Here is a 6362-nt window from a genome sequence, read left to right on the forward strand (position 1 = left end):
GCGGACACATCACACCCCCTGGTGTTGTCCACAACCCGACCGGTGTTCGCCCGCCCGAGTCGTTACCTTCCCGGGTCGTGCCGTCACTTCTCGTGATCCTGTCGATCGTGTTCGGGTGCGCCGCGGCGTTTCCGCTGACGCGCCGTCCACCTGCGCTTCTGTCCGCCGCCGGGGCTGCCGGGCTGCTCGCCGTGCGGCTCGGCCCGGCGCCACAACTGCCGGTACTGCTGATCGCCGCCGAGGTCGGAGTCCTGCTGGCGCTGACCGATCTGCGCTCGTTACGGCTGCCCGACCCGCTGGTCGCGACGCTGGCGTTCGGGGTGGGGCCGCCGTTGGCGCTGCTCACGCCGTACCGGATAGTCCCGGCGCTGGCGGCGGCCCTGCTGACCGGAGCCGGATATCTGGCACTCGCCCTGCTGCCCGGGCGGGGCCTCGGGTTCGGCGACGTGAAACTCGGCGCGGTGCTGGCGCTGCTGCTCGGCCTGCTCGGCGGGTGGCCGGCCGTGGTGACCGGGATCGGGTCAGCCCACCTGCTCGGTGGGCTGACCGCGATCTACCTGCTGGTGACCCGGCGGGGCCGGGTGTTCCCGTTCGGTCCGGCGCTGCTGCTCGGTGCCCTGACCGGTGTACTTGTCACAGCAGCCTGAGCTGCCGGTCCTTCGGCCGGGACGGGGTGGACTCGCCGAGCCGCTCGAACAGCCCGGAATCGATCACGTCAAGGAACGGCGTCGGCTGCTGCTCCCGCTCGCTGCCGTGCCGCGACCGCTTCGCCGAATAGCTGACGTAGAGCCGGTCCTGCGCCCGGGTCAGCCCGACGAAGAACAGCCGCCGCTCCTCGGCGATCTCGTCCTCGGTCGGCGTCGAACCGGGCCAGCGCAGCGGCAGCAGCCCGTCCTCGCAGCCGACCAGGAACACCACCGGGAACTCCAGGCCCTTGGCCGCGTGCAGGGTGAGCAGGTTGACCGCCTCGGCCCGCGGGTCCAGCGCGTCCACCTCGGCGCCGGTCTCCAGCTGCTGCAGGAACAGCGGCAGGTCCTCGCCGGCTCGCTCACCCAGCGGGGTGAGCAGGTCAGCCGCCGACCAGATGTCCTCCGGCGTGATCTGCCCGCCGTCCAGCGTCGGCGCCGAATACCGCTGGGACAGCACCTGCGCGGCCAGTTTGATCCGGGCCGGCAGCGCACCGCCCGGCCCACCGGCGTGCCGCAGCTCGCGGGCGATCACCTGGACGCCGGGCCGGTCCCGCAGCCGGTTGTGCGAGCGCTTCTGCACCGGGACACCGGCCCGCAGCAGCGCGTCCAGGATCGGACCGGACTGCGCGTCGGTGCGGTAGAGCACCGCGACGTCGGAGAACGACAGCGTGCCGGTGACGGCCGCGCGGGAATCCACCCGGCCGGAGTCGAGCGACCGGTGCGAGAGGCCGCCGACCAGCTCGTCGATGGTCCGGACCACGAAGTCGGCCTCGTCCGAGACGCTGCGCGCCGGATAGCGGCCGACCAGCGGAGACTCCGGGTCCAGCCGGGCCGGGTCCAGCCGGCGGCCACGGACCAGCGTGGTCGGCTGGATGGCCTGCACCGCGGCGGCCAGGATCGGCGCCGAGGACCGGTAGTTGCGGGTCAGCCGGACCAGCCGGGCGTCGACGAAGTCCTGGTTGAAGCGCAGGAAGTAGCGCACGTCCGCGCCCCGGAACGAGTAGATCGCCTGGTCCGGGTCGCCGATCGCGCACAGGTTGCCGTCCGCCGGGCTGAGCAGGCGCAGCAGCTCGTACTGCAGGTCGTCGACGTCCTGGTACTCGTCCACGAAGATCCACTGCCAGCGCTTGCGGTACCGCTCGACGAGCGCGGTGTCGTCGCGCAGCAGCGACACCGGCACGCTGATCAGGTCGTCCAGGTCGACCAGATCCTGCTGACGCAGGAGTTTCCGGTACGCCGTGTCGTCCTCGCCGGCCTGCTCCCGCGCCTGCTTCTGCTCGGTCTCCTCGGCGATCCGCCAGCCGGTGCCGAGACCGGCCGCCTTGGCGTTCTCCTTCAGGATGGTCAGGCCCAGCGCGTGGAACGTGCCGACGGTGATGTCCTCGGCCACGTCGCCGAGCAGGTTCTCCAGCCGTTCGCGCAGCTCGGCCGCGGCCCGCCGGGTGAACGTGATCGCCAGGCAACGCTCCGGGAAGACACCCAGCTCGGCACAGAGGTACGCGATCCGGTGCGTCAGCGTCCGGGTCTTGCCGGTGCCCGGGCCGGCCACGATCAGCAGCGGTCCACCGGGTGCCGACGCGGCCACCCGCTGCATCGCGTCCAGCCGGTCCAACAGGCCGGTGCCGACCTCTTCCATGCCGGCCAGCATCGGCTCGAACGGCTCGTGCGGGCTGGGCGGCGGGGCGAGCGGCGGCGGGGCCGGCTTCTCCTTCGCCGGTTTGGGCTTGGGCTTCGGCTTGTCGTCGCGGGGAGGGGCGGCCTTCGGCTTCTCCACCGGGACCATGTCGAACAGCGTCTCGACCTGCGGAGCGCTGTTGCGGTTGCGCAGCTCACCGGGCTCGAAGAGGGTGATCACGCCGTACTCACCGTCGTACCCCGGAATGCGGCGGACCTCGCCGCGCCGCAGCCGGGAGATGGCCTCGCGCAGTTCGTCGCCGCCGGCCTTGCCGATCTCGTCGACCGGGACCTTGCGCAGGATGTCCAGCTCCGCGCCGAGCGTCGCGACCAGGTGGTTGAGCTGCGACTCGACGGTCTTCGACTTGGGGCCGACGCCGTGGATCTCGCCGATGATCTCGTGCAGCTGGATCAGGTGCTCGACGTGCGTGTCGCGGGCGAAGCCCTCCGGCCGGTCGGCCAGGTCCTCGACCCGGCTGAGCACGCCGACGGTCAGCGGGCGGCCGCACTGCGGGCACGTGCCGCCGGCCTGCCGGGTGCGTTCCGGCTCCCAGCTGACGTTGCAGGCGCGGTGCCCGTCGGCGTGGTACTTGCCCTCTTCCGGGAAGAACTCGAGCGTGCCGGCCTGGCCGATGCCGTCCCGGACCGCGAAGTAGTCGGGGGTGCCGGTGAACAGGGTGGCCTCACGGGCCAGCGCGGCGGGGGAGTGCGCGTCCGAGTTCGAGACCAGGCGGTAGTTGTCCAGGCTGGAGACCCGCCAGTTCATCGCCGGGTCGGAGGAGAGCCCGGTCTCGACGGCGGTGATGTGGTGGGCGAGGTCGGCGTAGCAGTCGGCGATCGCGTCGAAGCCGGACTTCGAGCCCAGCGCGGAGAACCACGGGGTCCAGATGTGCGCCGGGACCAGGTATCCGCCGGCCTCGAGAGTGATCTCCAGCAGGTCGCGGGAGTCCAGACCGAGGATCGGCCGGCCGTCCGCGGTCAGGTTGCCGATCCGGCCCAATGCAGTGTTGATCTTTGCGGCCGAGGCGAAGTCGGGCGCGTAGAGCAGGTGGTGCACCTTGCGGGTCCGGTCGTCCCGCTTGTAGATCGTGGAGATCTCCACGGACAGCATGAACCGGGCCGGCGTGGTGCCGCGCAACGAACCGGGCAGCCGCTGGGTGATCGGCTCCTCGTCGTTGAGCCGGTAGAGGCCGGGTTCGGCCGGTTCCAGGCTCTCCTTGAGGTGCTCGAACCACGCCGGGTGGGTGAAGTCACCGGTGCCCAGCAGGCCGATTCCCTTGCGCCGAGCCCACCACGCCAGGTTGGGCAGGGTCAGGCTCTGACTGCAGGCTCGCGAATACCGCGAATGAATGTGTAGGTCCGCGACGTACGTGTCCGGGCTGACCTCCACGTCTCGCATCCTGTCACGGCCGTCGGTTCCGGCATGAATCGCCACGCTCAAACACACTTACCGATCTTGATGAGTTACGCCACGCGGAGTTCGACCACCGTGACCTGCGGCGGCGCGCCCACGCGAACCGGTGGGCCCCAGAAACCCGCGCCATTGGTCACGTAAACCGGCACCCCGTCCACTCGTCCGAAGCCGGAGACTACCGGTTGTTGCAGTTTCACGAGGAGGTTGAACGGCGCCATCTGGCCGCCGTGGGTGTGCCCGGACAGCTGCAGATCGACGCCGTAGGGCGCGGCGTCCTTGGCGGCCAGCGGCTGGTGCGCCATCAGCACGACCGGCCGGGCGGTGTCCCGATCGCCGAGTGCCTTGGCGAAGTCGGCAGGGTCGCCGTGCTCCTCCCCGCCCAGGTCATTGACCCCGGCCAGGTCAAGGCCGTCGATCTCGACGCGCTCGTTCCGCAGCGGCCGCATGCCCAGCTCGGCGACCTCCTCGACCCACTCCTGGTAGCCGGAGTAGTACTCGTGGTTGCCGGTCACGAAGTAGGCGCCCCTCCGGGACTCGATGCCGCGCAGCGGCTCGGCGAGCCGCCCCAGTTCCGCGACACTGCCGTCCACAAGGTCACCCACGACGCACACCAGGTCCGCGCCCACCGAATTGATCACGCGGGTAATGCGCTGGGCGTGACCGATTCCGGTCAGTGGGCCGAGGTGGATGTCGGAGACCACGGCCAGGCGGGTGCCGTCCATGGAGCGGGGGAGCTTGGGGATCGGGATCTGCATGCGGTCGATCCGCGGGGCGCTGGTGGCGGTGCGGACGCCGTAGCCGGTGACACTCGCGGCGGTGAGCCCGGCGAAGATCGCCGCACCTCGCGCGAGCACCAGCCGCCGATCGATCCCGGTTGTGCCGTCGCTTGGCGCTTCGGTGTTGCTTGTCGCTTCGGTCTTGTCTGTCACGCTGCTTGCGTTGGCTGTCTTGGTTTTGGTGCCGGCTTCGGCGTCCTTGGTTTTTGTGCCGGGTTCGGCGTCGTGGGCGGTGGTTGCGGTCGGCGCGCCGGTCGCGACCGGAACAGCCTCGGGCCGCGGCGACTCACCGTCCGCGGCGGCGCTGCGGGTTTCTGCCGCTTCGTGACCTTTTCCGGTACGTACGCGGTCCACCCACAGCAGCCGCACGACCAGGCGCGGGATCTCCAGCACGAGCAGGGCGATGAGCAGGTAGAACATCACGGCGATCCACAAGTAGCCCGGCCAGGCGAGCCACTTGACGTACCCGGCGCGCACACCGATCAGCGTCGTCGGCGCCAGCACGGTCAGCACCAGGGCCACCACTGTGCCGACCCGTCGCGGCCACCCGGGTCGCAGCGTGTCGTGCCCAAGCCGCTTCCACAGATAGAAGTGGACCAGCCCGAAGACCAGAAGGATCACCGCGAAGAACGCAGCCACCAAGAACCCCTCCCCGAACAGTCGTCCCGGCGTGGCCGACCATCCCCATGCCGGCCCAAGTCTCCACGACCCCACGTACTTCGATCACCGCACCCTCAGCCCAGCCGCGGAGCCGCACTCAGCGCGGCCGCCCAGTCGCACCCGCCCAAGGTCAAGTTCGCAGCCCATTACCTGTCACCCGACAGGCTGCGGATCCCCGCGGCTCGCCCCGTCGGGTAGTGCCCGCGCGTGCGGCTGCGGACTCCTGCCGCCCCAAGGTGGCACCCGCGGGCGCGGTGCTGTGTGGCGGAGTCCTACCGCCCTTGAGTAGGGCGGCGCCGGTTCGCATTGTTGAGTTGCGGACCCTTGCCGCCCCGGGGTGGGCGGCAGCGAACCGCACCACGCGACCGCGTGCCGCCAGCGCCCCGCTCACGCCCAACGCCGCAATCCCCCACGCAACGTGGAGTCACACGCTGCGTGGGGAGTTTGGGTGCGGAGCGCGCCGAAAGTCCCCACGCAACGTGGAGTCGCACGTTGCGTGGGGGGTTTGGGTGCGGAGCGCGCCGAAAGTCCCCACGCAGGGTGGGGTCGCATGCTGTGTGGGGAGTTTGGGTGCGGAGCGCGCCGAAAGTCCCCACGCAGGCGTGGTTTGCCAATTGCGTGGGGAGTTTGGGTGCGGAGCGCACCGAAAGTCCCCACGCAGGGTGGGGTCGCATTCTGTGTGGGGAGTTTGGGTGCGGAGCGCGCCGTTACTCCCCACGCAAGGGCATGGGGCTTGGTTTAGTCGCGGCCCTGCCAGGTGGTTATGCAGATTTCGTTGTTTTCGGCGTCGGCTAGTACCCAGAAGGCCGGGGCTCGCCGGTCGGAGACCAGGTGGCCGCCGGCGGCCAGGGCCAGGGCGATCCGGGCCGGTGCTTCGTCGTGGGGGACGCAGAGGTCGAAGTGGATGCGGTTGCGCTGTGGGCGGGGTTCGGTCATCCGCTGGAACCACACCGGTGGCCCCTGCCCGGCCGGATCGACGATCGGGTCCGTTGGCCCGTCGGCGGAGGGCTCGTGGGTGTAACCGAGCACGGCTTTCCAGAACGGCCGGATCGCGGCGATGTCCAGCGCGTCGATGGCCATCTCCAGCGTCTGCACCGATCGTTCGCCACCGCCACCGCCACCGCCACCGCCACCGCCACCGCCACCGCC

Annotated in this window: 4 protein-coding genes; 1 reads left to right on the forward strand and 3 read right to left on the reverse strand. The window is 70.6% G+C overall.

The window, feature by feature from the left end; all coding sequences use genetic code 11:
• Window positions 1-77: 77 nt before the first annotated feature.
• On the forward strand, window positions 78-647 hold the full coding sequence (locus tag ADL15_RS38400; protein ID WP_232344800.1) for a prepilin peptidase: 570 nt from the start codon (window positions 78-80) through the stop codon (window positions 645-647).
• Here the strand turns inward: ADL15_RS38400 and ADL15_RS38405 are convergent.
• From ADL15_RS38405 to ADL15_RS54685, 3 genes are all read right to left on the reverse strand, one after another.
• Window positions 634-3762 carry a UvrD-helicase domain-containing protein gene (locus ADL15_RS38405; RefSeq protein WP_067702137.1) on the reverse strand — a complete coding sequence of 1043 codons (3129 nt, stop codon included), beginning with the start codon at window positions 3760-3762 and terminating at the stop codon, window positions 634-636. The genes ADL15_RS38400 and ADL15_RS38405 overlap by 14 nt on opposite strands.
• Before the next feature lie 65 nt (window positions 3763-3827).
• Window positions 3828-5174 carry a metallophosphoesterase gene (locus ADL15_RS38410; RefSeq protein WP_394326975.1) on the reverse strand — a complete coding sequence of 449 codons (1347 nt, stop codon included), beginning with the start codon at window positions 5172-5174 and terminating at the stop codon, window positions 3828-3830.
• A 777-nt stretch (window positions 5175-5951) separates the two neighbouring features.
• A partial coding sequence (locus ADL15_RS54685; protein ID WP_269748422.1) for a VOC family protein occupies window positions 5952-6362 on the reverse strand: 411 nt, incomplete at its 5' end.

It is taken from the genome of Actinoplanes awajinensis subsp. mycoplanecinus (assembly GCF_001509495.1).
Taxonomy (GTDB): Bacteria; Actinomycetota; Actinomycetes; order Mycobacteriales; family Micromonosporaceae; genus Actinoplanes; species Actinoplanes palleronii.